27 protein-coding genes, 1 pseudogene and 1 riboswitch are annotated in these 26,797 nt (G+C 40.8%); of the genes and pseudogenes, 18 read left to right on the top strand and 10 right to left on the bottom strand.

Annotated elements, in window-relative coordinates; all coding sequences use genetic code 11:
• Positions 1 to 32: 32 nt before the first annotated feature.
• Both oxdD and NSQ09_RS15925 read left to right on the top strand, forming a co-directional pair.
• Positions 33 to 1,214, top strand: a complete 1,182-nt coding sequence (oxdD, locus tag NSQ09_RS15930; protein ID WP_257986660.1) for an oxalate decarboxylase — start codon at positions 33 to 35, stop codon at positions 1,212 to 1,214.
• Between the two features lie 215 nt (positions 1,215 to 1,429).
• The gene (locus NSQ09_RS15925) at positions 1,430 to 1,735 is read left to right on the top strand and encodes a hypothetical protein (protein ID WP_021481409.1); all 306 of its coding nucleotides are present in this window, start codon (positions 1,430 to 1,432) and stop codon (positions 1,733 to 1,735) included.
• Positions 1,736 to 2,070: 335 nt separating this feature from the next.
• Here NSQ09_RS15925 and NSQ09_RS15920 read toward each other — a convergent pair whose 3' ends face one another.
• Together NSQ09_RS15920 and NSQ09_RS15915 are read right to left on the bottom strand one after the other, a co-directional pair.
• Positions 2,071 to 2,754: an SOS response-associated peptidase gene (locus NSQ09_RS15920; RefSeq protein WP_144453464.1), complete on the bottom strand. Its 684-nt coding sequence runs from the start codon at positions 2,752 to 2,754 to the stop codon at positions 2,071 to 2,073.
• Positions 2,755 to 3,010: 256 nt separating this feature from the next.
• Entirely contained in the window at positions 3,011 to 4,048 is a 1,038-nt protein-coding gene (locus NSQ09_RS15915) for a polysaccharide lyase family 1 protein (protein ID WP_144453462.1), read from the bottom strand.
• Positions 4,049 to 4,220: 172 nt separating this feature from the next.
• On the opposite strand from NSQ09_RS15915, the gene NSQ09_RS15910 reads away from it, so the two are divergent.
• Both NSQ09_RS15910 and exlX read left to right on the top strand, forming a co-directional pair.
• Positions 4,221 to 4,898, top strand: coding sequence for a YoaK family protein (locus tag NSQ09_RS15910; RefSeq protein WP_004399503.1), 678 nt, complete (start codon positions 4,221 to 4,223; stop codon positions 4,896 to 4,898).
• 269 nt (positions 4,899 to 5,167) lie between these two features.
• A complete protein-coding gene (gene exlX / locus NSQ09_RS15905) occupies positions 5,168 to 5,866 on the top strand; it encodes an expansin ExlX (RefSeq protein WP_017697455.1) in 699 nt (232 codons plus the stop codon).
• Positions 5,867 to 5,902: 36 nt separating this feature from the next.
• Here the strand turns inward: exlX and hpaB are convergent, their stop codons facing one another.
• The gene (gene hpaB, locus NSQ09_RS15900) at positions 5,903 to 7,354 is read right to left on the bottom strand and encodes a 4-hydroxyphenylacetate 3-monooxygenase, oxygenase component (protein WP_017697456.1); all 1,452 of its coding nucleotides are present in this window, start codon (positions 7,352 to 7,354) and stop codon (positions 5,903 to 5,905) included.
• Positions 7,355 to 7,678: 324 nt separating this feature from the next.
• Here hpaB and NSQ09_RS15895 point away from each other — a divergent pair, with 324 nt between their 5' ends.
• Positions 7,679 to 9,364 (top strand): methyl-accepting chemotaxis protein, encoded by a 1,686-nt coding sequence (locus tag NSQ09_RS15895; RefSeq protein ID WP_017697457.1) that lies wholly within the window; start codon positions 7,679 to 7,681, stop codon positions 9,362 to 9,364.
• 115 nt (positions 9,365 to 9,479) lie between these two features.
• On the opposite strand, the gene NSQ09_RS15890 is transcribed toward NSQ09_RS15895, so the two are convergent.
• Together NSQ09_RS15890 and NSQ09_RS15885 are read right to left on the bottom strand one after the other, a co-directional pair.
• A complete protein-coding gene (locus NSQ09_RS15890; RefSeq protein WP_014477001.1) occupies positions 9,480 to 9,773 on the bottom strand; it encodes a YozQ family protein in 294 nt (97 codons plus the stop codon).
• A 42-nt stretch (positions 9,774 to 9,815) separates the two neighbouring features.
• The gene (locus NSQ09_RS15885) at positions 9,816 to 9,938 is read right to left on the bottom strand and encodes a hypothetical protein (RefSeq protein WP_014477000.1); all 123 of its coding nucleotides are present in this window, start codon (positions 9,936 to 9,938) and stop codon (positions 9,816 to 9,818) included.
• Positions 9,939 to 10,006: 68 nt separating this feature from the next.
• On the opposite strand from NSQ09_RS15885, the pseudogene NSQ09_RS15880 reads away from it, so the two are divergent.
• A pseudogene (locus NSQ09_RS15880) lies at positions 10,007 to 10,124 on the top strand (hypothetical protein); the annotation flags it as partial.
• A gap of 88 nt (positions 10,125 to 10,212) precedes the next feature.
• Entirely contained in the window at positions 10,213 to 10,617 is a 405-nt protein-coding gene (locus NSQ09_RS15875) for a UPF0715 family protein (RefSeq protein ID WP_015714052.1), read from the top strand.
• 372 nt (positions 10,618 to 10,989) lie between these two features.
• Here NSQ09_RS15875 and NSQ09_RS15870 read toward each other — a convergent pair whose 3' ends face one another.
• Both NSQ09_RS15870 and NSQ09_RS15865 read right to left on the bottom strand, forming a co-directional pair.
• Entirely contained in the window at positions 10,990 to 11,283 is a 294-nt protein-coding gene (locus tag NSQ09_RS15870) for a hypothetical protein (protein WP_015251960.1), read from the bottom strand.
• Positions 11,284 to 11,347: 64 nt separating this feature from the next.
• On the bottom strand, positions 11,348 to 13,390 hold the full coding sequence (locus NSQ09_RS15865; protein WP_144453460.1) for a molybdopterin oxidoreductase family protein: 2,043 nt from the start codon (positions 13,388 to 13,390) through the stop codon (positions 11,348 to 11,350).
• Between the two features lie 147 nt (positions 13,391 to 13,537).
• Positions 13,538 to 13,629, top strand: a riboswitch (SAM riboswitch).
• Positions 13,630 to 13,712: 83 nt separating this feature from the next.
• Here NSQ09_RS15865 and NSQ09_RS15860 point away from each other — a divergent pair.
• The 7 genes from NSQ09_RS15860 (at position 13,713) to NSQ09_RS15830 (ending at position 21,223) form a co-directional block, all read left to right on the top strand.
• Positions 13,713 to 14,747, top strand: a complete 1,035-nt coding sequence (locus NSQ09_RS15860) for a 2-hydroxyacid dehydrogenase (RefSeq protein ID WP_041337988.1) — start codon at positions 13,713 to 13,715, stop codon at positions 14,745 to 14,747.
• Positions 14,748 to 14,764: 17 nt separating this feature from the next.
• Complete coding sequence (locus NSQ09_RS15855) at positions 14,765 to 16,228, top strand: FGGY-family carbohydrate kinase (RefSeq protein ID WP_144453458.1); 1,464 nt, start codon at positions 14,765 to 14,767, stop codon at positions 16,226 to 16,228.
• Positions 16,229 to 16,325: 97 nt separating this feature from the next.
• Positions 16,326 to 17,570, top strand: a complete 1,245-nt coding sequence (locus NSQ09_RS15850) for an MFS transporter (protein WP_041335442.1) — start codon at positions 16,326 to 16,328, stop codon at positions 17,568 to 17,570.
• A gap of 405 nt (positions 17,571 to 17,975) precedes the next feature.
• Positions 17,976 to 18,527 (top strand): MarR family winged helix-turn-helix transcriptional regulator, encoded by a 552-nt coding sequence (locus NSQ09_RS15845; protein ID WP_024571762.1) that lies wholly within the window; start codon positions 17,976 to 17,978, stop codon positions 18,525 to 18,527.
• 15 nt (positions 18,528 to 18,542) lie between these two features.
• Positions 18,543 to 19,481, top strand: coding sequence for an ABC transporter ATP-binding protein (locus NSQ09_RS15840; protein WP_041335436.1), 939 nt, complete (start codon positions 18,543 to 18,545; stop codon positions 19,479 to 19,481).
• Positions 19,482 to 19,490: 9 nt separating this feature from the next.
• Positions 19,491 to 20,237, top strand: coding sequence for an ABC transporter permease (locus tag NSQ09_RS15835; protein WP_041335433.1), 747 nt, complete (start codon positions 19,491 to 19,493; stop codon positions 20,235 to 20,237).
• Positions 20,231 to 21,223 carry an ABC transporter permease gene (locus NSQ09_RS15830; RefSeq protein WP_024571764.1) on the top strand — a complete coding sequence of 331 codons (993 nt, stop codon included), beginning with the start codon at positions 20,231 to 20,233 and terminating at the stop codon, positions 21,221 to 21,223. The genes NSQ09_RS15835 and NSQ09_RS15830 overlap by 7 nt, the downstream gene beginning before the upstream one ends.
• 141 nt (positions 21,224 to 21,364) lie before the next feature.
• Here the strand turns inward: NSQ09_RS15830 and NSQ09_RS15825 are convergent, their stop codons facing one another.
• The 3 genes from NSQ09_RS15825 to NSQ09_RS15815 form a co-directional block, all read right to left on the bottom strand.
• Positions 21,365 to 21,898 (bottom strand): GNAT family N-acetyltransferase, encoded by a 534-nt coding sequence (locus tag NSQ09_RS15825; protein ID WP_041337984.1) that lies wholly within the window; start codon positions 21,896 to 21,898, stop codon positions 21,365 to 21,367.
• A gap of 43 nt (positions 21,899 to 21,941) precedes the next feature.
• Positions 21,942 to 22,712 carry a hypothetical protein gene (locus NSQ09_RS15820; RefSeq protein WP_129137668.1) on the bottom strand — a complete coding sequence of 257 codons (771 nt, stop codon included), beginning with the start codon at positions 22,710 to 22,712 and terminating at the stop codon, positions 21,942 to 21,944.
• Between the two features lie 66 nt (positions 22,713 to 22,778).
• On the bottom strand, positions 22,779 to 23,087 hold the full coding sequence (locus NSQ09_RS15815) for a DUF948 domain-containing protein (protein ID WP_041335426.1): 309 nt from the start codon (positions 23,085 to 23,087) through the stop codon (positions 22,779 to 22,781).
• 150 nt (positions 23,088 to 23,237) lie between these two features.
• Between NSQ09_RS15815 and NSQ09_RS15810 the strand changes: the two genes are divergently transcribed.
• From NSQ09_RS15810 to proB, 4 genes are all read left to right on the top strand, one after another.
• A complete protein-coding gene (locus tag NSQ09_RS15810) occupies positions 23,238 to 23,954 on the top strand; it encodes a 3-ketoacyl-ACP reductase (RefSeq protein WP_004399223.1) in 717 nt (238 codons plus the stop codon).
• A gap of 298 nt (positions 23,955 to 24,252) precedes the next feature.
• Positions 24,253 to 24,621, top strand: coding sequence for a replication termination protein (gene rtp / locus NSQ09_RS15805; RefSeq protein WP_003220337.1), 369 nt, complete (start codon positions 24,253 to 24,255; stop codon positions 24,619 to 24,621).
• A gap of 147 nt (positions 24,622 to 24,768) precedes the next feature.
• Positions 24,769 to 25,662: a pyrroline-5-carboxylate reductase gene (gene proC / locus NSQ09_RS15800; RefSeq protein WP_010886524.1), complete on the top strand. Its 894-nt coding sequence runs from the start codon at positions 24,769 to 24,771 to the stop codon at positions 25,660 to 25,662.
• Positions 25,659 to 26,774: a glutamate 5-kinase gene (gene proB / locus NSQ09_RS15795; protein WP_024571767.1), complete on the top strand. Its 1,116-nt coding sequence runs from the start codon at positions 25,659 to 25,661 to the stop codon at positions 26,772 to 26,774. The genes proC and proB overlap by 4 nt, the downstream gene beginning before the upstream one ends.
• Positions 26,775 to 26,797 lie beyond the last annotated feature (23 nt).

Here is a 26,797-nt window from a genome sequence, read left to right as displayed (position 1 = left end):
ATAAAATCTTGTTCATTTCTAAAACGAGGTGCATGCTGTTGGAACAACAACAACCAATCAATCATGAAGACAGAAACGTGCCGCAGCCTATTCGAAGTGATGGAGCTGGAGCTATCGATGCAGGCCCGCGAAATATGATGCGGGATATGCAGAATCCGAATATACTTGTTCCGCCTGTTACAGATGAAGGTATGATTCCTAATTTGAGATTTTCATTCTCAGACGCTCCTATGAAATTAGATCATGGCGGCTGGTCAAGAGAAATCACCGTCAGACAGCTTCCGATTTCGACTGCGATTGCAGGGGTAAACATGAGCTTAACTGCGGGAGGTGTCCGCGAGCTTCATTGGCATAAGCAAGCGGAGTGGGCTTATATGCTTTTGGGACGGGCCCGTATCACCGCTGTTGACCAAGACGGACGAAATTTCATTGCTGATGTTGGTCCCGGCGACCTTTGGTACTTCCCGGCAGGTATTCCGCATTCCATACAGGGATTGGAACACTGCGAGTTTCTGCTCGTTTTCGATGATGGGAACTTTTCTGAATTTTCAACGTTAACCATTTCAGATTGGCTTGCACACACACCAAAAGATGTTCTCTCTGCAAATTTCGGTGTCCCGGAGAATGCTTTCAACTCTCTTCCGTCTGAGCAAGTCTATATCTACCAAGGGAATGTGCCGGGATCAGTCGCCAGTGAAGACATTCAGTCACCATATGGAAAAGTCCCCATGACCTTTAAACACGAGCTGTTAAATCAACCCCCAATTCAAATGCCAGGGGGGAGTGTACGAATTGTGGATTCTTCTAACTTCCCAATTTCAAAAACGATAGCCGCTGCACTTGTTCAGATTGAGCCTGGCGCGATGAGAGAGCTTCATTGGCATCCCAATAGCGATGAGTGGAAATATTATCTAACAGGACAGGGACGAATGACGGTATTTATCGGAAATGGGACTGCCCGCACATTTGATTATAGAGCAGGCGACGTTGGATACGTGCCTTCTAATGCCGGACACTATATACAAAACACTGGTACAGAAACATTATGGTTTTTAGAAATGTTCAAAAGTGACCGCTATGCAGATGTGTCACTCAATCAGTGGATGGCATTGACGCCTAAAGAATTAGTGCAAAGCAACTTGAATGCTGGATCAGTCATGCTTGATTCTCTGCGCAAGAAGAAAGTGCCTGTTGTGAAATATCCCGGTACGTAAAGACTGAACCGATCACACAGTGGTCTTAAAGTAACTAGAGCTGGGTGTTGGCCTGTGTTTTATCAAATCCCTATATATACGTTATGTAGGGTTTTTCTGCTTGAATCGTATTGTAATGAGCTTTAAAATGTTAATGTGGAAATGATAACCATTCGATAATGGGAATTCAATGGCCGATTTCTACCAGTTTGATTGGCTTTAAAGGAGGACAAGAAATGAAAGCACTCATATTTTTATCCAGTTTGACTGCCATTGGGAGCTCTATATTGGGGCGATGGTTAGGGATGCTGGATGATTCTTATGCTGTTGGCGATGCTTGGTTTATAGGTGTTTTAGCTGGATTGATTTCACTTCTAATATTGATTGACAGTCAAACGATGACAAAGAATTACATAGTAAGTTTAAGTACGATACTAGGCATTCTTGGAGTGGGATTTATATATTTCCCAGCTGCATTCATCAACATATTATTAAGTAGTACACTGGATAAACAAAAGAAAGAAGACCTCCATGTAAGATGAAAGAAATTTCATTTAATTCTTAGGAGGGAAAGTGTATGGATTTACCTCTATGGGCTTATATCATATTTACAATCACAGGTGCGGCAGGTTTCATAAGTTTAATGTGGTTCAGTTTTTTTGCTGACAAAATAGAAAAGTGAAGCGATTTTATAAAAATGTAAACTATTTTATATGAAAGGGATAACATTGCTTATTTAAGTTTACATAATAAAATTATTTCAAACTGATACAAAAAATAACTAATTGATCTATGTACTAAATATTCATAATTACTAAAAGGATTGGCACCTAAGGACAAAGCTATTTGACAAGTTCTTGCTAGAGAATTTCAATCACTACATATGATTTTCTGCATCAAGAAGCTCAGCTGAATTATTTTTAGGTGAATTTACTAATGATGAAACCTGGTATGCTTCCATGTCATCAGCATCATAAGGCAGCAGCAAACTTTGCAGATAATCAGGGCTTGTATTTTGGGGGTTAAGCCACTCCTTTTCATGATCATGGGCCAATATAACCGGCATTCGGTCGTGTATATCTTTCATGAACTCATTAGGCTCAGTTGTTATGATGGTGCAGGTATAAAGAGGGTATCCTTGATGTGTGCTCCACTTTTCATATAAGCCAGCAAACGCAAAAAGAGCAGATGATTTCAATTTGATCCGCATTGGGATTTTGGTTTTGGAATCAAGCCGTTTCCATTCATAAAAACTGTCTGCTGGTATGATGCAGCGTTTGCTGACAAGCGGTCTTCGAAAGGCCGTTTTCTCGGTAATTGTTTCGGCTCGAGCATTGATCATTTTATAACCGATCTTTTCATCTTTTGCCCAAGGTGGAATAAGTCCCCATCTAAGCTTGCCTAAGCGATTATTTGATCCATCATTGATGATTGCAAGGATGTTTTGTGATGGTGCGACATTATAGCTTGGCTGGTATTCACCTTTAGGAAAAAATTGATCGATGTCAAACTGGTCAATAATATTATCAAATGCAGAGAACAAAGTAAACCTGCCGCACATATCCATCATCCTTTTTAGGGGTTTTTGAATAGTGTGTGGGACGAACGTTCATTTAATACAGGTCCAGAACAATGATTTCTTTTGACTTGCGATAAACTGGTATAATAAGAAAGCCATTTAAGAAGTTATGTAGAAAAAAACATATGCTTTTTAGTTTGACCGACGCTGGATCTTGAAGGAGTTACAAGGATCGCTTAAAAATAGCCTATAAGTATAAAATGAGGCACAGCGTTTTTAACGCAGGGCCTCTTTTATATCAGTAGCCAAATACCAGAGTTGTACTTTGTGATCCGGCATATTTCGTGACAAATTCTTTTGTATATTCCGGCGTTTGGACACGATAGCTATAGTTTGACCCGGGGTTCCAAGAAGTCAGCGGAGAGGTTTGCTTGTTGAGTGATGGATAGCTGCCTATGTCTTTGAAATAACCAGTGCCCTTGTCGTCAAGGATGCCGCCTTTTTCACTGCCTTTCCCAAAGTAATTATATTCGGAATATATTTTTGCTTTTGTAGCAATTGTAATCGCCTGGTTAAAATTATTGCTGTAATTGTTTTTAACATGAAAGTAACCGTATCTCATCAGACCTGGGCCTCTAACATACAAGTTCTCAAAATAATTATTGGCGATTGTCATGTGGGGGTAGCCGTCATATTGATGCTGAGAATCATCCGGGTATCCTAAAATCAAACCGTATTTATGATTCGCAAATTTTGAGTTGCTGATCGTGATATAATCTGCGGATTTTCCGATATACACGAGTTTGTCCAAATCGCTTCCGCTTGCATTATAGCTATGACCTGAGAATGTGACGTGATCAATCCAATAGTTCATACCGGAATCTAAATAAAGCTGGATATCATTATTTCCGTTAATCTGCGGACTGTGTTCAAACGTTAAATTTTGAAAAATGACATTTCCAGAAGCTGATGAAGTTGTTAAATAAATATTTTCCAGCGTTTTTTTCGCGTAAGAGCCCACGAGTGTTTTATTTGAGCCAATGGTAACTGTTGTTTTCGCAGATGCGGAAAGATCATTTTGAAGCACTAAAATTTTCGGAGTGGATCCTCCTAGATGGGTTTTTAAATCATTTACGCTTTGAATGTAAACAATCTGCCCGTTTTTTCCACCCGTTGTGCCCGTTTTAGAGATGCCTTTTTCATTTTTGGCATTTCCGGCAAAACCTAAAAGGCCATTTGTTGAGGTATTCGGAAAATCGGCTGCACCTAATGCTTTTCCAGGCAAGAGAACCAAAAACAAGCTAAAGACGGTGAACCATAAACAAAGTCGTTTCATCACAATATGCTTCCTTTCAATTTTAATCATTTCCTTGCGGGGATTATTATTACAGTTAATGGAAAGGAATGATAGGTTCTATCTTCCTAATTAATGTTGGGTTACTTAAAAAATAGAGATTGCGCCAAAAGACATACTAACAATTGAAATAGAAGAAAGGATTGATACACCGTTGACTGCAGCAGCTTATCGAAACACCTTGCTATCACTTTTATGTTTAACAGCTGGAATTGTGGATGTAATCGGGTATTTAAGCCTGGGACATGTGTTCACAGCTAATATGACTGGAAACATTGTATTATTGGGGTTAGCTATCGGCAAATCCATTCAGGTCACTGTTTTTAATTCCTTGACTGCGCTAATCGGATTTATATGCGGCGTGATCATTGCTACATTGATGGTCGGAAAGGCGGAAAATACCCTTTGGCCTTCCGCTGTGACAAAAGCCCTCGCACTTGAAGCATTCATCTTGTTTGTCTTTGCTTGTCTTTCTTTTTACCGGGCATTTGTTCCTGTGCACATTCTAATTATACTCATGAGCATTTCTATGGGGATTCAAACTACAGCAGCAAAAAAACTGGGGATCGCAGGTATTTCTTCAACTGTGTTGACCGGCACTTTGGCTTCTCTTTTAGAGGATATATCCGGCCGTTTGTTTTTTAAGAAGCAAAAGAAGACTTTCTTAAGAGATACTGTGTTAAGAGCACTGGCTATTATTTTATATTGTGTGGGGGCTATTATTGTTGCTCTGGCTGAGCCTGATTTTTATCACTTCATTATTTGGGTTCCGATTGTGCTGATATTTGGCATCATGATGACAGCTAAGTTGAAACTGAGCGGGGAAAAATAGCTTTTCCTGTATAGCTGTTATCAGGCCAACAGCCTGTTTCATTTCGTTATTGAAATGCGAATTTTGAGAGGGGAAAATAAGACATTCGGCTGAAGTGCACATTCGTTCATTTGTATTGGCTTTATCATAAGTACCTACATTTGATATATGAATGATAGTGAATTTGCCTTAAAATCATCTATGAATCTATTTCCTCTTTCAAACCAGATGGATTGAGTCTTATAATGATAATGATTCTCATTTGAAGTCTGGTTTGAGGAGGACCAAATATGAAAAAGATCATGAGTGCATTTGTTGGTATGGTTTTGTTGACGATCTTCTGTTTATCCCCGCAAGCTTCGGCAGCATATGACGACCTGCATGAAGGTTATGCAACGTATACAGGGTCAGGTTATTCAGGAGGAGCTTTCCTGCTGGATCCCATTCCTTCCGATATGGAGATTACTGCAATAAATCCGGCGGATCTCAATTACGGAGGAGTAAAAGCGGCACTTGCCGGCTCTTATTTGGAAGTTGAAGGGCCAAAAGGGAAAACAACCGTATATGTTACTGATCTTTATCCCGAAGGCGCTCGGGGAGCTCTTGATCTGTCACCTAATGCCTTCCGTAAAATCGGCAATATGAAAGACGGAAAAATCAATATTAAATGGCGTGTTGTCAAAGCCCCAATCACCGGCAATTTCACGTACCGGATCAAAGAAGGCAGCAGCAGGTGGTGGGCAGCAATCCAAGTCAGAAATCACAAGTATCCTGTTATGAAAATGGAATATGAAAAGGATGGTAAGTGGATCAACATGGAGAAAATGGACTATAACCATTTTGTGAGTACGAATTTAGGGACAGGCTCTCTCAAAGTCAGAATGACTGACATCCGCGGAAAAGTTGTGAAAGACACCATTCCAAAGCTGCCTGAAAGCGGAACGTCCAATGCCTATACAGTACCGGGCCATGTTCAGTTTCCTGAATAAAAAATACGAAACAGCGGATCTTTTCCCGCTGTTTTTTCATTGTTCTGTATCTGCATGTAAAAATGTTTTAATCATGTTCAACTGCTCCTGCTTTGGATAACTGGTATACAGCCTGCTTGAAATCCGAATAGGATCTCCGAAAAAATATCTTTCGTAGTGAGTTTGTCTAGTTCCGAATGAACTCATTGTTAAATCCCATGCCAAACGGAAAATTTTCACACGTTCTTCAGCATTTGTATTGGTTGCTTGAAGATATTGGTCAAGATCTTCCCGTATCTCTGAGTCAAATGCATTTTCGGTAGGCAGTGTCACCATTCCGCTAGCTCCAATTAATTGTATGATTTCAGTGAATCGAGGATATAGCTTAGGGATGATCGTACTGATGACTTGAAGAGGAATTAAACAGGGGCGCATATAGCCGAATTCATCTAACTGAGCATCATTTTCCGATTTGTCAATGAGCGCTTTGATTGTTTCCAATCCCACAATGATTTCTGAGAGCTTTTCTTGGATGTGCTGATATTCGGAAACATTAATGGTGTCGACAAGAAGCTGTGCAACACCTAATAGAAATTCAATTTTTATCATTTGCCTAATGACAACCTGGTGAAAGGTAAAGGCATGAAAAGAGCTTTTTGTCATAAAATCTTTAGCTGCTTCCGCATTATCGTAAAAAAACACACGATTCCACGGCACTAACACATGATCAAAAACCACAATTGAATCCATTTCTTCATACCTTGAGCTTAAGGGATGATTAAAGGAAGAGTCGCTTAATACAAATGATTCTCTTGTGATGAATTTTACGCCTTTTGTATTAGAAGGGATTGAAAAAGCATAAGCTTCATCTGTTTCAAAGAAAAATTTAGGCGCTGAAAAAACCAAGATTTCATCGGTCAACCCGCCTTGTGTTGCAAGCAGTCGTGCTCCATGAATCATTAAACCTTTTTCGGTTCTATCAATGACTTTAGCAGATATCGGTTTTTCACTTAGCCCAAAATAGGACTGTGACCGGTTCACTTGCGGAGTAATGAATGTATGGGTAAAGGAAAGGTCATGCTTAGCAGCTTGTTCATACATATCTAGTATATGTTCAGGAAAGCAATTCTCTTTTTCTTTGAGAAGCTCCGCTGACGAAGCAAAGCTCATCATAACCGTATTCATGTAATCCGGACTTCTCCCCATCATTCCGTGAGTATGTCTAGCCCAATGTTCAATCATGTTCCTTCTTTTTTTTAAATCATTTTTGGTTTTAGGCTGGAGATAGGAAAGGCCGATTCGATTATGATCTCCAGGAAGGCAATAAGTCATTTCATGTATTAACTCATCCTTTGTTTGCAATTCATAAAGTGAGCTTTTTGTTTTGATTATTCCTTTAAATGCAGGATGCTCAGAAATGTTACCCTTTATTTTTTCGCCATCATACCATATTTCGTTTTCTAGTTTATTCAATCGGTCAATGAATTCTTTACCATTGATGATCCCCATTTAAGTTTCGCTCCTTCATATTATGCTGCGTATTGTATTATATTTTCGAGAAAACAGCCGGTTCAGCCAATTTGAGGTGGGAAAAGCCTTTTTTAGAAAAACGAATAAGAGTGACTTACATACCGCAAAAGACTGCAAATTTTACTTAAGGTTTTTCTGTAAGTTCAGAGACGTAAAGAATTTGCTTATTCATATAAGAATATCACTATAAAACTTGATAACACGTGTCGATATTATGGACATGAGCGTAAGCGAATTGGATTCAAACGCGCTTGAACATATTTTATTTCAGCCATTACATTGTGCGGAAAGGGAAAACGACACATGAAAGTGAAAACAAAATTGCTGGGGATTATATCAATATTAGTTGTTTCAATTATTGGAATTGGAGGCTCCTCAGTATTTATGATTTCTTCTACTGTGAAAAAGAATGAAGAACTTAAAGACAAAATGGAATTCCAAAAAGAGATAAAACACATCCAATATGAATTGACCGGGTTATCAAATGATGAAAGAGGCTTCTTGATTACCGGAGACAAAGAATACGACGAGGGTATGAAGGAAAAAGCAGACGATGTCTTAAAGAGCCTTGACCGGGTTAATGACTTGATTGATGAAGAGAAGTATCAATCCAATATTGAAGACATTAAGACAAGTTTTACTCAGTATAGAGCTTTGAATCAGCAAGTAGTAACAGCCTACTCTTCAAATCCTAAAAAAGCAGAAACCATCCATTTTGGAGAAGAAAGAACAATAAGAAAAGAAGGCGTAGATCCGGCTGTCAATAAGCTGTCTGATCACCTGGATCAAGAGGTGGAGGATCTAAAGGATGAAATACAGGGCAATGGGAAAATGAGTCAATCGCTCATTATCATTGTCACAGGGATATCAGTAATATTAGGCATTGTTCTAAGCATAATGCTGTTAAAGTCCATTATGGTGCCACTAAGAAGCATAAATAAGCAGCTGGAGGAAATTGCTCATGGCGACGCTGATTTAACCAAAAAAGTCATTGTGAAAAATAAAGATGAATTTGGCCAGCTTGCCCAATCGTTTAATTCTTTTACTCATTCATTAACTCAAATTGTGAAGCAGATCAGCAGCTCATCTGAACAAGTCGCCGCTTCCTCCGAAGAATTATCGGCAAGCGCGGAAGAATCGAAATCAACATCTGAACATATTTCACGAGCCATGCAAATGGCTGCCGAAAGCAATGTGAAGCAAAGCTCGATGACAGAAAAGAGTGCGGAATCCATTACTGAATTATTAGACAGTATATCATCTGTTGCTTCAAATACAGGGAACATAGCGGATCTTTCTTCTTCGATGAGAGACAAGGCTGAAATAGGCTCTAAGTCCGTCAACAAGATGTTAGACCAGATGAAATTCATTGATAAATCTGTAGATTCAGCCGGCAATGGATTGCAAACATTGGTAGCGAGCACAGCAGAAATCAGCGATATCTCTTCGCTTATCACGACGATTTCAGAGCAGACAAATTTGTTGGCACTAAATGCAGCGATCGAGGCGGCCAGAGCCGGAGAGCAAGGAAAAGGATTTGCTGTGGTGGCAGAAGAAGTTCGGAAGTTGGCGGATGAAACAAATAAATCTGCAAACCACATCCAATCGGTGGTAGCGACCATCCAAAATGAATCGATAGAAACGGTAAATAATATTAAGGTTGTTCAAGAAAATGTGAGCTCAGGTATTGTTCTTTCTCATGAGGCAACAGGAAATTTCAATGAAATACTGAACCTTGTGGAACAGGTCACTTCTCAAATACAAGAAGTCGCAGCGGCAACTCAACAGCTTACATCAGGCGTTGAAGTGATTCAGCACACAGTTCATACATTGGCCGCTGGAACAAAAGAAACGTCTGCAAATACAGAAGCGGTTGCAAATTCATCACAGGAACAGCTTCATTCAATGGGGGAAATCTCCTATGCCGCAGAATCTCTATCTCAGTTGGCAGAAGAACTTCAAACCGTCATTAATCGTTTTAAATATTAAACAGGCTACTTACGTGCAACCCCCATCTTATTCGGTGGGGGTTGGCTACTTTTACTGTGGTTGTTTCTAAAAACAGAGTTAACTGACTTCTTTTAAGTTAGTTCCGTTTGTATGGCTAGTCCAAATTTTGATCGATTGTCCCTTCAAAATAGTCATCGCTGACCTGTTCATGAGTTTCAGCCAATCCTTTTTCTAATTGCGTGCTTCCTTTATAATCTGAGGGCTCAAAGTATTTCCCGGCAACATCTGTTGTGTCATTTTTGTTTTCTTTGTTATGAGTTTGTGTTTCAGTGTTTACACTTTCTGTCTCAGTATTGCTGCTTATAGATTGCTGAAAATCATATTCCTTGTCTAATGAAGAAAATCTTTTATAATCATCAGGTCTGTCTGCACCGTTTTTTTGAGTCACTTTACTTCCTCCAGATTATTGATATTTTAGTGGGGTAAGAACTTATTTCGTTCTTTTAGGATCAGAACCATGTTTTTTAGGATCATCTGCTTTAAAAGCTGTTTCAGTCTCATGGTCATTTCTCATTTGTTCAATACTTGAATTTTGAATTCCCTTTTTACTCATTGGTTTCACTCCTTTACGAAAAGTGTTGAATATCAACTCTTCTTATTTTGTCTGTTGATCAGGTATTCATTCACTTTTTTCATTCGCGCTTTCGCCAATCAGGAGAGGCGTTTTCATGCCAGCGTATTATCTAATAAAAGAACGTCATTTTTGAAACCTTTTATTAGCGCATTGCGTATAGCCCGTTGGGGAAGACATCTCGATAAAAGAAATACAAAGGTTGTGAATTTATACTAACAGCACTGTGAATAAATCAAACAAGGGGGGTGAAAAAATGAAAAAAATCGCATCATATTATTTAATGACATTAGGGCTATCCAGCCTTACATTTGGTTTGTTTTTAGGGTTTTATTCTTTCGTTATGTATGGCGATATGATAATTGCATTGTTTACGGCAGCAATTGCTTTATTATACGGTTTTGTGGTGTATGGCCTTTTTGCTGTTCCGCTCCAAATGAAGTTGCAGAAAAAAGCGAGAACATTCAATGTCATGTACCTATTGATTTACAGTGTGGTTGCTTTTATCGCAGCTTTCCTGTTTTTTGTTATCAATGAACCTGCGTCAATAGCATGGACATTGCAATCGTACTTTTATTATATGTTAAGTATTGCGGCTGCAGTGATTTACTGGTTATGGGATTCTCTGATCCTTTATAAACGTACAGCTTCCGGTGTATAGGCTAATTTTTACCAATCGGAGAAATATGGAGGTTCAATAAAAATTCAGGATCTAAAAGCTTTAGGTTTCATATTTTTTTAAAAAATCCTCCGCGGATAAAGGCGCAGTATGGGGGCATAATGAGAGCACACATTCGAACCGAATAGGTTTTCTAAGTGTTTTACGATACATACGTTCATCAAGAACATCACGTCATCAAAGGAATATAAAAACTATTGTTGTGGAACGGGCATCTCGAGCCGTTTGAGGAAAGAACATAGATAGTGGTTTATCGTTTTATCAGCGCTTATAGAACAAAGTTTTGGTGGCGGTCAATCCATAAAGCTAAGAGAGGAGAGCGTGACAATGAATCTCGCTCTCCTCAGATTTGTTTTATTCACCCTGATGTTTTTCAACTAATGTGAATGTCCAATCTTTTAACATATGTTTCTGTACATATTTTTTTCCGTTTATTTCAATGTAAGGCAGGTCTGCCATGTCTCCAGCTAACTGTTTTGCTTCAGTCGTTGTTATTCCTAAAAAAAGTCCGATGTAAAAGTAAATATCCCGTTCTTTTATAAGCAAGATATCATTTTGTTCACTACCTTTTGTATGGTTCATCTGCTTTAAGCCTTCACCGATAAAATATCCTGCCAAAGCAATACCAATTCCTAAAAAAACGTCCATGTGTATGCCTCCATTATGTCAATGTTATGTTATACGGGCTTGGCATACTCCGGGTTTCATTATTTCAAACCTTTTCAATCTGTACACGGCCTGAAAAAAAGGTGGCGCCGCCGCCCATATCGGACAATCGGTCTGGGGTTAGCGCGTTTACAAGCTGTTTTTTTCCTTGTTCATCCGCCCATAATCCTTGGCTGACAACGACACCTGGCAGCACTTGTTCTCCAACTGCAGCGGTCAGCTGGCATTCTCCCCGGCTGTTCCAAATTCGTACAGGTGCCCCATCAACGATTCCGTGTTCTTCAGCATCTTTTGTGTTGATAAAGAGCTTTGGCGTCTTTTCAAGCTTGATATGTTTTTCATTATTGGAAAATGTTGAGTTTAAGAAATTATGGTTTGGCCCCGGAACATACATAAACGGATGTTCATTATCTGTTACAAGAGGTGTATATGTCGGTAAAGCAGGGAAGCCGTCTTGTTTCATTTTTTCTGAATATAATTCTATTTTTCCGCTTGGCGTTGGAAGTTCGCCCGGAAACAGCGGCTTTTCGCGTTTTGCTTTCATAAATGAATGCTTAGCAAGTGCATCGTAATCAATCTCTGCCAAATGCGGATTATCTGGATGGTCAAGCGCCTGGCGGATTAATACTTCATCTGAATCTTTAAGCTCCTGGTCTGTGAATCCCATGGCTTCAGCCAGTAATCGGAAAACCTCAGTGTTAGACTTGCTTTCCCCATATCTCTCAATCACCGGCTGCTGAAGCTGAATGTAATGGTGCCAGTAGGAGGTGTAAAAATCAGTATTTTCAAAAGCGGATGTTGCAGGCAGTACAATGTCCGCATATGCAGCCGTTTCCGTTAAAAACAAATCATGAACCACAGTAAACAAGTCTTCCCGCAGCAAGCCCTGTCTGACTTTGTTTGCTTCGGGTGCGACGACGGCAGGGTTCGTTCCGTAAATAAATAGAGAGCGAATAGGCGGGTCTGTTTCCAAAAGCACCTTGCCAAGCTGATTCATATTAAACGACCTCGGGGTGCGCCCTTTTAATAAGTCAGGCCGCTGCAAGGCATTTGTGTTATATTCTAAAATTCCGCTGTTATGCTTAATTGCGCCGCCCCCTGTGTGCAGCCATTGGCCGGTGATCGCCGGAAGACAGGCAATCGTCCTTACAATCATCCCGCCGTTATCGTGATGCTGGGGTCCGTTTCCGATTCTGATAAAAGAAGGGGAGGTTTCCCCGTACATTTTTGCCAGTCGGTAAATATCTTCGGTACTGACACCGGTGATCGTCGATACCTTTTTAGGATCATATTGTTTCACGTGTTCACGGAGGTCTTCATAGCCAACCGTGTACTCGGACAGAAATGCTTCATCATGCATATTTTCTTTAAATAAAATGTGCATGATGCCAAGAGCAAGTGCACTGTCGGTTCCCGGCTTTATTGGAATAAACCAATCTGCGAGACGTCCTGTTTGATTTTTATGCACATCGATCACGACAATTTTGGCACCTTGTTTTCGCGCTTTTTGGGCGATCGTAATTTGGTGCATATTTGTGCTGACCGCGTTGATTCCCCAAAAAATAAATAGTTTTGTATGAATGGTTTCCTCAGGATCGATTCCCGCGCTTATGCCCATTGTATATTTATAGCCTTCAGATCCCGCTTTGCTGCAAATCGTCCGTTCAAGCTGGCTTGACCCCATGCGGTAAAAAAAGCGGCGGTCCATTCCTTCAGCTGTCAATTTCCCCATGTTTCCGTAAAAGCTGTAAGGAAGTATGCTTTCAGCTCCCTCTTCATCAATCAGCTCTTTCCAGCGGGAGGTGATCGTATCGATTGCCTCTTCCCAAGAAATCGGTTCAAATATCGCTTGGCCTTTAGCACCTGTTCGTTTGAGCGGTGTAGTCAGCCGCTTTTCATCATATATGCGCTCCGTCATATTCCGGACTTTGTTGCATATGTTTCCGGCTGTGACAGGATGATCAGGGTCTCCTTGCACTTTTACGATTTTCCCGTCTTTTTTATGTATTAACAATCCGCACTGATCCGGGCAGTCCAGCGAGCAAACGGATTTGAAAATGCCGTTTTGTTGTGTGGCAAAAGATTTCATGGCCCAGTTCCTCTCTCTAGTTAGATATTTTGTAAGAATTATAACATTTCGGATGATAACGTCAATTCTGAAAAAAGAGATTGACATCAATCTGAGACTTCTTTATGATAAATGTATTCTTTATTCTGAAAATTACATACTCAACATTTTCTATCCAGAGAGGTGGAGGGACTGGCCCTATGAAACCTCGGCAACATTATTGTGCCAATTCCAGCAAGCGTCAGCTTGAAAGATAGGAAAGCAAGGTTTATACCGGCGTCTGCCTGTAACAGAGCGCGCCTATATATGAATCTCTTTCCATCTTCGGAAAGAGATTTTTTTTATGAAAAATACAATGAAAAGGATGTTTTGCACCATGACGGTTTTGGTTACAGCACCGTACAACGAAGAAGGACGAAAAGAGCTTGAAAACTTATTTGGCTCAGTTACTTATCAATCTTGGAAGGAACAAGGTAGGGCATATCGGGAAGATGAACTCATTCAGCTGCTAAAAGCAACAAATGCGACAGGCTTGATTACTGAACTTGATCAGGTAACAGACAGCGTATTTGCTTCTGTTCCCGAACTTTCATTTGTCGGTGTTTGCAGGGGAATGCCCTCTAATGTGGATGTGGCAGCTGCCTCAAAAAGAGGCATACCTGTTTTTTATACACCAGGGCGGAATGCACAAGCCGTTGCTGAAATGTTTATTGGAAATGTGATTTCCTTTCTGCGCCATACCAGCGCCTCGAATCAATGGCTGAAGGATGGAAAGTGGAACAGTGATTACCTGCAGGCTTATGTCAAATTTAAAGGAAATGAATTAACAGGAAAAACGGTTGGCATGATTGGGTTCGGGGCGGTTGGCCAAAGGATTGCAAAACTGCTGACTGCGTTTGACTGTAAAATAAAGTATTACGATCCATACATTCAAGACGATCATCCGCTGTATGAAAAAGTATCTCTTAAAACGGTGTTTTCAGACAGTGATATCGTTTCTGTACATCTGCCTCGTACTGAGGAAACACTTGGACTTATTGATCGGAAGCATTTTGATCTGATGAAACAGAGTGCAATTTTCGTCAATACTTCAAGAGCAGTTGTTGTAAACCGTGAAGATCTTTTATCTGTATTAAAAGAACATAAAATCAGAGGTGCGATATTAGACGTTTTTTATCATGAACCTCCAGAGGAATCAGATTATGAATTGATTTCATTGCCTAATGTTCTGGCAACACCGCATCTCGCTGGAGCAACATTTGAAGTGGAGGATCATCACGTGACGATACTGAATAAAGCCCTCAAAAAGTGGAAGGGTGGAAAAACTCTTAATATTCCGACAATGTATAACAAGGACGAACTGAAAACAGGGGTATAAGAAAGGAGGCTAAGAGAATGAAAAAACAAAAAGGCTATCTCGTTTTTGATATCGGCACAGGCAATGCGAGGGTAGCGGTCGTGAGTGTAACTGGCAGTGTTCTAACAGTTGAACGGGAGGACATCGAGTATTCCACAGAGACGCTTTACCCGGACAGCCGTTATTTTTCTCCTCAGGTGCTGTGGAAGCAGGTGATGAATTTGGCAAAACGTGCGCTATCCCGTTCGTGTGATATTGACATCATTGGTTTGACATCGACGAGCCAAAGACAGGGGATTGTTTTGATTGATCAAAACGGCAATCCTTTTCTCGGGCTGCCGAACATCGATAATCGCGGCCGAGAGTGGGAGGCGGGCATTCCCGATCGGGAAGAGATATACAGCAGCACAGGCCGCCTGCCAACTGCACTTTTTTCTGCGCTCAAGCTTTATGGATTAAAACAGCGCCAGCCCTCTTTATGGGAAAAGACTGCAAGCTTTACAAGCATCAGTGATTGGGTGACGTACCAACTGAGCGGAAGATTAACATATGAACCATCACAGGCAACAGAAACCCTGCTGTTTGATGTGAAGCAAAACACTTGGTCAGAAGAGATGTGCGACATATTCGGCTTTTCTCCATCTATCCTTCCGCCTCTTGTAAGAGCGGGAACAGCAATTGGAACGATAGCAAATGAATATGCATCCGAATTAGGCCTTTCAATAAATGCTAAGGTTATAGCAGGGGGCGGGGATACACAGCTGGCTGTCAAAAGCACCGGAGCTGGACTTGAGGACATTGTCATTGTATCAGGGACAACAACGCCAATAACCAAAATTACTGAGGATCATGGCGACACAAAACATAAAGCCTGGCTGAACTGTCATGCAGATCAAGGGCATTGGCTTGTGGAAACGAATCCGGGAATTACCGGCTTGAATTATCAAAAATTAAAACAGATTTTTTATCCGAATGAAACGTACGAAGTAATGGAGGAGGAGATTTCTGCACTTGCAAAAGAAGACCATGCATGTGTAGCGGCTCTCGGCTCTTATTTATCGGCTGAAAAGAATGCATTAACGAGAGGCGGTTTTCTTTTTGATGCCCCGCTGTCAGCACATTTAAAGAGGGCACATTTTGTACGTGCAGCGCTAGAAGAAATCGCATTTTCAATCAAATGGAACTTTGACATTTTAACAGAGGTTACTCCGTTTGAACGTGACTATGTTTGGGTGTGCGGAGGGGGATTCCAAAGCAAAGCGCTCACTCAATATATCGCGGATCTTCTTCAAAAAAAGGTTTATGTCCAAGAGGGATATCATCAGGCATCTGTGGTTGGAGCTGCGGTCATTTGCAATGAAACCTTTCAATTAACGGAGAAGATGTCAGCAAATGTCCGGGTGATCGAACCGAAGGACTGTCAGACAGAATTGGCTTTATATGAGAAATGGAAGCAAACACAGCGCTTTTTTTCAGGTTTAGAAAGCAAAGTATTGATTTAAGGCGGCACTTTTGCTGTTTTGAGGAATCATTTAATTTTCAACTTTAATAAGGTAATACGGTAATTTACTAATATGAGCATCTAAGGAGGAGACAGATATGTTGGATAAAATAGGAATACCGAAACGGCTTGCCTGGGGATTTTTAGGGGTTGTTTTGTTTATGATGGGAGATGGCCTTGAACAAGGCTGGCTCAGTCCTTTTTTGATCGAAAACGGGCTCACCGTTCAGCAGTCCGCTTCTATTTTTAGTATATACGGAATTGCGCTTGCCATAGCTTCCTGGTTTTCGGGTGTATGTCTCGAAGCATTTGGCGCAAAACGAACGATGTTTATGGGGCTGTTGTTTTATGTGATCGGTACAGCTGCTTTTATCGTATTTGGATTTGAACAGCTGAACCTGCCAGTGATGTATGTGACTTACTTCGTAAAAGGGTTAGGTTACCCGCTTTTTGCTTATTCTTTCTTGACATGGGTCATTTACAGAACACCGCAAAGCAAACTGAGCACTGCTGTCGGCTGGTTTTGGATTGCATATTGCCTCGGCATGTTTGTGTTCGGCGCTTGGTACTCAAGCTACGCGATCAAAGCGTTCGGTTATTTGAATACGCTTTGGAGCTCTATTTTCTGGGTATGTCTCGGTGCATTCTTTGCATTGTTTATCAATAAAGACCGTTTTGAAAAGAAGAAAAGAAAAAGATCAGAAACAGCCGAGGAGCTTTTAAAAGGGGTTACGATTTTATTTACAAATCCGCGCGTGCTTACAGGCGGAATCATCAGAATCATCAACAGCATTGGTACATATGGTTTTCCAGTCTTTTTGCCGATGCACATGGCCCAGCATGGAATCTCAACCAATGTGTGGCTGCAAATTTGGGGAACGATTTTTCTGGGGAACATTGTGTTTAACCTTATCTTTGGTATTGTCGGCGATAAATTCGGCTGGAAAAATACTGTTATTTGGTTCGGCGGAGTCGGCTGCGGCATTTTCACCCTCTTATTATACTACGCACCTGTTTTCTCCGGCGGAAGCTTAGCGGTTGTCAGCGTGATCGGCTTTATTTGGGGCGGTTTGCTGGCAGGCTATGTGCCGATTGGTGCAATTGTGCCGACGGTGGCAGGAAAAGATAAAGGGGCAGCCATGTCTGTATTGAATTTGGCTGCAGGTTTATCAGCGTTTGTCGGCCCTGCACTCGCTTGGCTGTTCATCGGTCTCGTCGGCGCGCAAGGCGTCGTCTGGATCTTTGCGGTCCTTTACCTTGCAAGTGCGGTCTTGACGAAATGTATTCATATACCTGAGGAAAAAGCAGTTAAGGAGGAATCATCTCCTCAATATGCATCTTAATTAGAAAGCGCCCATTTTCCGGGGCGCTTTTTATCATTTGTTCAGCAATGTAAGGATTTCCGATACGGAATGACGCAAAAATGATTGATCTGGACGGGATTTCACCATAACAGTCAGCCGATAAGAAACAGAATATAAGTCTGAGCCGTTTGTTCCACGTTAATTTCACGTCTTAGCTCGCCCGAATGTTCTCTCAAAACAAATTCATAACGGTCTCCAATGCTTTATTCTTCATTGAATTCTCGATGACGAGCCATCAACATTACCTCTTTCTGAATCGATCAGTATATAACTATTCTATAAATTATCGAGGGAGTCTAAAGAAAAATAGACAACATATTGACAATGTAATGAGAAATGTTAAGATGTATAGACAATAAGTTGTCCATTCAAGGAGGGAACATCGTGGATTATTCTAAGGAACTGAAAGATTTATTTTTAATGCAACAGTCTTACGCTACATTTTTTTCCACTTTAAACAAAATCCAATCACGCGGAGACGATTATTATGAAAGCTTAACGTCGAGGCAATTTATGACGATGGTTGCCATACTGCATTTACCGGAAGAGGAAACGACATTCAACAACATTGCAAAAAAATTAGGCACTTCAAAACAAAACATCAACAGACTTGTCAGCGGTATTGAAAAAAGAGGTTATGTCATCACTGTACCAAGTAAACGCGACAAGCGTGCAGTTAATGTGAAGATTACTGATTCAGGAAAGCGTGTCATGGAGGAATGCGGTGAAAAAGCGGTGTATTTTATGGCCGATCTATTTAAAGGCTTTTCGACGGAAGAGCTGGAAACATTGTGGATTTTATTGAAGAAACTGTACAGTTTTGACGGAGAAGAACAGGATGGTTTTGAAGAAGACGCTGCTGATTTTGACATTGAACAAAACCGAGACAATTTGAAAACAAATTTATTGCAGGAATTCGCAAAACGGAGAAAGTAAAAAGGAGAACCAACTATGAACAACGTAGCAACAGTAGAAAACTTGAAAATGCAGTATGAAAACAAAACGGCAGTAGATGGGATTTCGTTCGAAGTGAGAGAGGGGGAAGTGCTTGGCTTACTAGGTCCAAATGGTGCAGGGAAAAGCACAACCATTCATATTTTATCAGGAGTATTGTCGGCCAGTTCCGGAAATGTTTCGATATTGGGCCATAGTGTGAAAAAAGGGTCAAAGGAAATGAAGAAAGGCATCGGGATTGTGCCTCAAGATATCGCGATTTATGAGGAGATTTCCGCTGAGAAAAATGTTCGTTTTTTTGCCAGTCTTTATTCTCTTAAAGGAGAAGAACTGAAAACCCGAGTCAAAGAGGCTTTGGAGCTCGTACAGCTATATGACCGGAAAGATGACAAGCCAAAGACGTTTTCAGGCGGGATGAAAAGAAGATTAAACATTGCGTGCGCCATTGCCCATCAGCCGAAACTGATTATCATGGATGAGCCCACGGTAGGAATCGATCCGCAATCCCGGCATCACATTTTGGAATCGATAAAAGAGCTGAAAACAAAAGGCGCAAGCATCATTTACTCTACACACTATATGGAAGAAGTCGAGGCGATTTCAGATCGTATTATGATCATGAATGAAGGAAGAATTATTGCCAATGGAACAAAAGAAGAGCTGTACAGAGAAGTCAATAAAGAAATAACATACGCTTTTCAACTGGCGCATGTTCAGCGATTAAATAAAAACTCGATTAGAGAAATCATAGGAGTGACAGGAGTGGATTTCTCTGACCATCAACTAAATGTTACCGTTCAAAAGAACCAAGATCATTTGAGTGAAATCATATTAGAATTGAGTGCCCAAGGCTGCAGCATCCTAAACATGAACAAAAAAGAGGCATCGTTAGAAACGGTATTTTTAGAGCTGACGGGAAGAAATTTAAGAGATTAGGAGAGCAAAATGAGTTTGTTAAAATTGATAACATTTGATTTTATGAATATTTTAAGGAATCCGGTTCTTGTAATAGCCAATACGGCCTTTCCTTTCGTTCTCATTATGGTCATGGGCTATGTTACGAAAAGCAGCTTTGGAGCAGGCGGGGTCAGTTCTTATGATTATTACGGAGTGAATATGATGATTTTCACTGTAGCTCTGATTGCTATGACGACCTCTAATACGTTTATGGAGGAAAAGGTGAAGAAGGCGAACCTTCGTATTGTGTATGCGCCTGTTTCGACAACTAGTATTTATCTTTCTAAATTACTATCAACCTTTATATTCAGTGTCATTATGTACAGCATGAATGTGTTGATAGCCCAAACGATTTTTCATTTGAACTTTGGAGGACAATATCTTACGTATTTTATGCTTTTATTGTATGTATTTTTATTTTTCGGTTGCTGTTTTGGCACAATGTTCTGCAGTTTGTTCAAGAATGAAGAACAGGCGAATGGGATTATGCAAATTCCGATAGCTTTTTTTGTTTTCTTTGGCGGCGTATTTTTCGGAATTCATAGATTTGGAGATACCGTCAATCAGATATCGATTCTTTCTCCGATTAAATGGGTAACAGAATGTTCATTTCGTCTCATTTATGATCATGATTTCAGTATGCTGCTGCCTGTTATGTCAGGACTAATATTGGCTTCAATCATTTGTATTGCCGTTTCTCATGTTGTATTTAAGCCGGAGGGATATATATGCTGAGTTTATTCCAAAACAGGTGGGAGCGAATCCTGACCAAAAAAGCCATTATTATCATTGCATTAATCATTATCCCTCTGATGATTGGCGTTGCGATTATGTTTTCCGGGAAGCCGGTTTTCAAAGAAACAATCGCTTTTGTTACAGAACTGGACGAAGTTCATCATTTGCCGAGTGATTCTGCATTTAGAGTGGTAACGGTACATCAGAAGCCGAAGTTTTCTGATCTGATGTTAGGGAAATACGCAGCCATTGTAGAAAAAAATCAACTTGATTACAAAGTAACCACGTTGAAAAGTAAAGCGGATCAAAAAATGATTCAGCAATTTTTTGAGACTGGAGAAATGCCAGGTAGCTACCGGGGAGAGGATGAATTAAGGACGGAACGGGGAACGGGAACGAATATATTAGGCTTTATCATGATGCTTGTATTGATGCAAGGTGTGGCATTAGCTGCGTTATATCCAGAAGACCGGATGCTCAAAACCTTCAAAAGGATTTTAGTGTCTCCCGTGCATGTGGGGAAATATTTGTTGGTTCAGTTTATCTTTACTTTTTTATGTTTATACATACCCACTTACTTGGCCATCCTGATTACAAATGTACTCTTTCATGCTGAAATTGGTTTCCGTTTAAATATTCTTGCTGGGTTACTGGGTGTTCTTACAGTGCTTGCAACAGCATTCGCTATCTTTATGGCTTCTGTGATGGATCGAAACATCAGTTTGATGACGAGTGGTATCAGTGTGATCACGTGTGTATTGTCAGGCTGTTTTATTTCTTTTGCTCCACATCATCCAATATTGAATGCTCTTTGTGCGATACTGCCGCAAAAAGCGTATATGACTTTCATTCACGGGGTAGAAATGGGGGATTCAATGTGGGAATACAAAACTCAGGTTATATATATTTTGATGTGGTCGGCTGCGTTTTGTTTCCTTGGGGATTTTATCACAAGAAGAAGAACCAATAAAGGGATTTATGAGTAGGGGAAAAAAGTTATTAGCTTTGTTTTAAGAGATGAAAATCTTGTAGGGATTGATCAAGAATCAAAACGTCACAGCTGGTGCAGGTCATGAGTCGGACATTTTAAAGGAAAGGGGATGTGCGCACAGACCAAGAGAATGCCGTCATTCTCTTGGTTTTACAATAGAGTACACATTTGTATCATATGGAGTACCATTTTGATACATGTACTGTCTTAAAACACCTTCTTTTTGAAACCCCATTTTTAGAAGCAGAAGATTTGATGCTTCATTAGCGGTAAATACAACTGCGCCAATACGCGTCAGTCCAAGGGCAGAAAATCCGTAAGATACGACCTTTGAAATGACTTCTGATGCAAATCCGTTTCGCCAATGCTCGGGGATGATTTCATAACCGATTTCCGCGCGCCTATGCTTTTGGGCCAGAGCGTGAAAGCCAATTGTTCCGATCAGTTCTTTCGTGTCCCGTCTTTCAATTCCCCACCGTATACCGCGTTTTTCTTGATAGAGGGCAGCAAACGTTTGAATCATTGAAATGGCCTGTTCTATAGATTCCATGTTTTCAAGCCCATAATAGCGTGTCACCTCATCGTTTGAGAAACAAGCAAAAATGGCTTCCGCGTCCTGATCTGTGATTTGCCTAAGTATAAGCCGATCCGTTTCTAATATAGGAAACATTCAACCACTCCCCACGTTTGTGTTTTTGTTTATCATATCCCTTTTATTTCCTCTTTTCTATAGCGAAATCAACCAATGCAGCAAAGGAACGAATTTGTGTTTCTAGTTGCTCTTTGTTTTTACTGAATTGTTTCAAACGATGGCCGTTCGCGCCTGATGGATGTGGAAAGCCGTTAAGGCAAATCAAATTCTGGAGGCTGTGCTGTCTGATCAATGTTTCACATACTGTTTCGGCCGCTTTTCCTAACGGAATGAGAAGAGCTGGTCCCGTCACATGGTTAAGCTCCGCAGGGAAGTGCCCAAAAGCATAAGTGCTTAGAATAGGAGAATGAGTGATAGCCGGTTTGTATCCGGTATAGTTTTTTTGCTGGATAAAGACAGGATATTTAATAACGGAAGTTGTATGGAGCATATGCCGTAATTCTCCAAAAAGCTTTGCAGCGCTTTGAATGCCGAAAGCTTGCGGCAGCCCGCATAAATCCAGCATGGTGATAAGGTTATGTCTCATCGACCCGGAGAAACCCGCTGCTATTTTTGTATCTACCGCCATTTGCTCAAGAGTGCGGCCTTGCCGCAGACTTTCGACTGCTGTTTCGTACGCTGTTTTCATCTGGGAAAAACCCGGCGTGATCCCGGCAATCACAATCGTAGCAGTCCGATTGATATATTCATTATGAGGTGAATAGTAGATGTCAAGTTCATTTTCTTGATGGAGATAAAATGGAGAAATAAGTAAATCCGACTTTGTAAGTGAAGAGGGAATAGAATGTAGTTTTTCTGCGAACTCCTTTAAGCAACTGTGGTTTACAATCATGCGAAAGCCTCCTCAAAAAATGATATCCCATTGTCCATTCTGATCGAAACAACGGGATATCATTCATCATGACCTGCTATTTAAATGGCCAGCCTGCCACACCTCTTTAACGGCTTTAGGAACTTCTTTCACTTCAGCTGCGGTCTGCTGAAACGCGGATTTTTTCATTTGGACATCCTGATGAATCTTCTTTTGTTTTTGCGTCAGCAGCTCTGTTTCTGTTTTTAATCCTTCGATTTGTTTTTGCATAGCCTGCGTAACAGAGGAAAGCTCCTTTAGTGCAGGGTCCATTTTTTTCTTGTTTTGAATCACAGTAACTCCTAAGAAGATAATAGAAACTGCTAATACTGCAAGACTGATATAAACAATAATCATATGTTCACTCCTTTTCTTATGTCATTACCCTGTATCCGTTTTTTTAATCAGAAGAAATGATATTTACACAGTTCGTTTGATTTGCGTATTGGATGTATTGTACTTATAATGTGATATCGTACATATGTAAACAAAGAAAGGGTGCTTCAATTGCAAAGTTTACAACATAAAACTGCACTAATCACAGGCGGAGGCAGAGGAATTGGCCGCGCTACTGCTCTGGCGCTTGCCAAAGAAGGCGTGAATATCGGGTTAATTGGCCGGACTTCCGCTAATGTAGAAAAAGTGGCTGAAGAAGTCAAAGCGCTTGGTGTAAAAGCTGCATTTGCTGCTGCAGATGTAAAAGATGCCGATCAGGTTAATCAAGCTGTAGCTCAAGTGAAGGAACAGCTTGGTGATATCGATATCCTCATTAATAACGCCGGCATCAGCAAATTTGGCGGTTTCTTAGATCTGTCAGCCGATGAGTGGGAAAATATTATTCAAGTCAACCTAATGGGTGTGTACCATGTCACGCGCGCGGTGCTTCCGGAAATGATCGAACGCAAAGCCGGAGACATCATTAATATTTCATCTACAGCGGGCCAAAGAGGAGCAGCTGTAACAAGTGCTTACAGCGCTTCTAAATTTGCCGTTCTCGGGTTAACAGAGTCTCTTATGCAAGAAGTGAGAAAACATAATATCAGAGTCAGCGCGTTAACGCCGAGCACTGTCGCTAGTGATATGTCTATCGAATTGAACTTAACAGACGGTAACCCTGAAAAAGTTATGCAGCCTGAGGATCTTGCTGAGTACATGGTGGCACAATTGAAATTAGATCCACGCATTTTCATCAAAACAGCGGGATTATGGTCAACAAATCCTTAAAAATGAAAACCTGTCGAAAGACAGGTTTTTTTATTTGAATAAAATCCGTACCGGTAAAATGCGGTATGTAAACCTGACAATCGTTTAAATTGAAGATAGCAGTGAATGCAGGCTATAATAGAACTAAGAAAACTATGTACCAAATGTTCAGTAGGAATTTATTTTCTCCGCTACACCTATAATCAGTAAACATGAAATGACTGGACTATCTGTATTTAATATAAAGAAGGAAAACAATAAAAGAAAATTGAATATTTAGTACATAGTGTTGTCAGTGACAGAAGAAGGAGTGCATATGATGAAAGAAGAAAAAAGGAGTTCAACAGGCTTTTTAGTGAAACAGCGCGCATTTTTGAAGCTTTATATGATAACGATGACAGAGCAAGAGAGACTCTATGGGTTAAAGCTGCTTGAAGTACTTCGGTCTGAATTTAAAGAGATTGGTTTTAAACCAAATCATACAGAAGTATACCGGTCTTTGCATGAGCTTCTTGATGACGGGATATTAAAACAAATTAAAGTAAAAAAAGAAGGGGCTAAGCTCCAGGAAGTCGTCCTCTATCAATTTAAAGATTACGAAGCTGCCAAGCTATATAAAAAACAGCTGAAGGTAGAGCTGGATCGCTGTAAAAAACTGATTGAAAAAGCTCTCTCAGATAATTTTTAATAGAAACAAACACCCGGCGCAGCAGTATGAACCGGGTGTTTTCTGCTTTTCATTATACATATTTGTCGAAAAGAAACAATACAAATCAATGATGACCTTCAAACTTGACATCATTTCCTCACGTGGTAACATTTTAAACGTGTGAAAATGCGAACAAAAAAGCGAACAAAGGAGATGTTACCGATCTTTGATCAAAAGAAAGTAGCCTTTATAGGAGCAGGATCTATGGCGGAAGGAATGATATCAGGTATCGTTCGTGCCAACAAAATCCCGAAACAAAACATCTGCGTTACAAACCGCAGCAATACAGAGCGATTAACTGAACTTGAACTTCAATATGGCATTAAAGGCGCCTTGCCAAACCAGCTATGTATTGAAGACATGGATGTACTCATTTTGGCAATGAAGCCAAAAGACGCCGAAAACGCTCTGTCATCACTAAAATCACGTATTCAACCCCATCAATTAATATTGTCGGTCCTTGCCGGCATAACCACCTCTTTTATTGAACAATCATTGCTTAATGAACAGCCGGTTGTCAGAGTGATGCCCAACACTTCCAGTATGATTGGCGCTTCTGCAACAGCTATTGCCCTTGGCAAATATGTGTCGGAAGACCTGAAGAAGCTGGCCGAAGCATTGCTCGGATGCATGGGCGAAGTCTATACAATCCAAGAAAATCAAATGGATATATTCACCGGAATTGCAGGCAGCGGCCCCGCGTATTTTTATTATTTAATGGAATTCATTGAAAAGACAGGCGAGGAAGCGGGCCTCGATAAACAGTTATCTCGAAGCATCGGCGCACAGACACTTTTAGGTGCCGCAAAAATGCTCATGGAAACAGGAGAACATCCTGAGATCTTAAGAGATAATATCACGTCACCGAACGGAACGACAGCAGCGGGGCTGCAAGCCTTGAAAAAGAGCGGCGGCGGAGAAGCGATTTCTCAAGCGATAAAGCATGCGGCTAAGCGTTCAAAGGAAATCAGCGAAGATATCGAAAAAACTGCAGCGCCGCTATCAGGAGTGATAAAGTGACGCCTGATACAAGCATGAAAAGAGTCGTTGTGAAGATTGGAAGCAGTTCATTAACAAGCCTTCATGGAGAAATCAGCATTCGAAAATTAGAAGCGCTGGTCGACCAGGTCGTCAAACTCAAAGACGCCGGTTATGAAGTGATTTTGGTTTCCTCAGGCGCAGTGGCGGCGGGATATCGGAAGCTCGGATTTATCCAAAGGCCCGAGAAGCTTCCAGAAAAACAAGCATCAGCTTCAATCGGTCAGGGATTGCTGATGGAGGCTTATTCAAAGCTGTTCTTGGCACACGGCTATGTCGCATCCCAAATTTTAATTACGAGAAGCGATTTTTCTGATGAATATCGATACAACAATGTCAGGAATACAATGAATGTACTGCTCGAGCGCGGCATTATCCCGATCATAAACGAGAATGACACAGTTACTGTCAATCGGCTCAAGTTTGGCGACAATGATACGCTCGCGGCAAAAGTCGCAGGTTTGATTGATGCAGATATGCTTGTGATTTTATCAGATATAGACGGATTATATGACGGCAATCCGCGCACAAATCCAGAAGCGAAAAGGATACAGCGGGTAAGTGAAATAACACCTGACATCGAAGCATGCGCAGGTGACACTGGAAGCATCGTTGGCACCGGCGGCATGCGTTCTAAGCTTGATGCGTTTAAAATCGTAATGGCGTCTGGCATTAAAGGTTTCCTAGGTCAGGCAGATGCCGGCGATATTTTATACCACGCCGTTCATGAACAGGCGGAAGGCACCTATTTTGAAGCAGAAGGAACGCTTCCGTTGAATCAAAAGGAGAAATGGATCGCTTTTAATTCCGGCCCGGAAGGTGAAATGTTTTTATCAGATGATTGTTCACGAAAAATAACAAACGGCCAATCGAGTTTATACCTGGACGGTGTACAGAAGATTAAAGGGAAATTCAAAAGCGGTTCAGTTGTTCGGCTGATGGATTCAAAAGGGACGGAAATCGGCCTTGGAATCGTCAATTACTCTTCTGTACAGCTTCAAGAACCGGAAAAGAAAAAGGAATTGACAAACAGAGCTCTAATTGATCAAGAAGCATTTGTTTGCCATGTGGATTTTTCTTTACCTGTAAATTAATTTGCAGAAAAAAACCCGAAGCT

Source organism: Bacillus sp. FSL W8-1202, from assembly GCF_038006165.1.
GTDB classification, from domain to species: Bacteria; Bacillota; Bacilli; order Bacillales; family Bacillaceae; genus Bacillus; species Bacillus subtilis.
The sequence above is the reverse complement of the archived record's forward strand: the minus strand, read 5'-3'. Positions and strand labels throughout refer to the sequence as shown.